Origin of the sequence: Sulfurimonas sp. (assembly GCF_027056685.1) — a bacterium.
Lineage (GTDB): Bacteria > Campylobacterota > Campylobacteria > Campylobacterales > Sulfurimonadaceae > Sulfurimonas.
Map to the genome: position 1 here is coordinate 1 of NZ_JALUKE010000005.1, position 1,701 is coordinate 1,701.

The window sequence follows — 1,701 nt, forward strand, 5'->3', positions numbered from 1 at the left end:
CACAATTTGAGATGATATTTTGTGACCAAAATTATGAGACTTCTTTAGAGAATGTCATAAAGGGGAGTTTTAAAGTTGTCAAAGAGGTGATTTTAGACAATTTTGATAAAAATATACTCTATATTGTAAGTGGCTCTCCAACCTTTTTTTCAGGTGCAATTATAATCATCGCCACCCTTAAAAAGCAAAATATCCCCTTTAAAATAGTAGATAACACCTCAAGTTTAAACTATATGTTAGCTCATGAAGGGGTGAGTCTTGTCAAAACTGGCATCGTAACTCTACATGGAAAAAGCTTTATAGACTTAGAGAACTTTTTAACAAAAGATTATACTTTTGTGATTTGTGATGATGATACACCGAGCATACTTGTAGAAGCAACAAAATTTTTGGATGAAGAGGATGTAAGCATCACACTTGGAGAACGATTTGGCTATGGTGATGAACTTTTTTCAAGTACAACATTGCAAAAAATGGTGCAAAATCCTCCTCGTATGCCTTACTCACTCCTTATCAAACGCAACTATAAACCTCTGCCAAATATCTCAAGTGAAGAGAGCATCGAGCATGAAAATGGAATGATTACAAAAAGCTATAAACGCCATATATCTTTACAAAATCTTGACCTACAGCCAAATATGCTTTTGTGGGACATCGGTGCTGGTTCTGGTTCTGTAAGTATTGATGGGTACAAACGATACAAGGTTAAGAGTATCCTTTTTGAGAAGAATGAAAAAAGAGCCAAGATGATACAAAACTCTCTCAAAAAACATAAAATTTTAGATACAAAACTCTTCATCGGTGAGGCAAATGAAGAGTATAAAAAAGAGCCAAGCACTCCTGAGAGAATTTTTGTTGGTGGTGGTGGCGAAAAAGTCATCAGTGAGCTAGATTATTTGTATGAAAGATTAGCCGATGGTGGCATCATGGTAGCCAATTTTGTAACCCTCCAACATCTTACAACAGCTATAACGGTTTTAAAACAAGCAAACATAGCCTTTGAGATTAAAAGCGTGAGTCTTACAACTTACAAAATGAGTTTGTTGATGCCTGAACCTGAGAGGGTAATGCACCAGATAATTGTAAGGAAATAAAAGATATTAATTAATCGTATATTTAGTATAATTTTATTATCTAAAAAGAGAAGAGTATTATGTCAAATTTAAATCTTAAAAATTTTGCTAAAATAGTTGATAGTGATTTCGATATAAAAGATATAACAGTATTTGCAGGAAAACCTGGTAGTGGTAAAAGTTATATTATGAAATTTCAGTATGCATATACTGAGGCTATTAGTTCTATTGTAAACGGTAAGTATAAAATGCAATATGCTTTAATGGATAGTGAAATAACAGATCAAAGTTTACTCAGTTTAATAAAAAATAGATTAAGCACAAATGATTCAATAGAAATGAATAAAGTTTATGAGGAAATAGACAGGAATGATTATATTGCAGCAGAGTCATTGTTGCAACGACTTACACTTGAAAATGATCCTTTATCTTCATTATATCAGGATATATTAAAAAAATTTGCGAAAAAACAACAGAATGCACTAACTGCTACAGATGAAGAAAAATTTAATTTAATTTTTAAAAATATTTTAAAATCTATTTTTCTAGATATAGATCAGATTAATGACAACTTTGAATATAATCATTCTGATTTGGTAGCATCCTATCAAGACGGGCAATTAAAGAT

General features: G+C 31.6%; 2 protein-coding genes. Both read left to right on the forward strand.

Annotated features, from left to right (window positions below; translation table 11 throughout):
* A partial coding sequence (cbiT, locus tag MVY38_RS00200) for a precorrin-6Y C5,15-methyltransferase (decarboxylating) subunit CbiT (RefSeq protein WP_297482066.1) occupies positions 1–1,094 on the forward strand: 1,094 nt, incomplete at its 5' end.
* Between the two features lie 59 nt (positions 1,095–1,153).
* A partial coding sequence (locus MVY38_RS00205; protein WP_297482069.1) for a hypothetical protein occupies positions 1,154–1,701 on the forward strand: 548 nt, incomplete at its 3' end.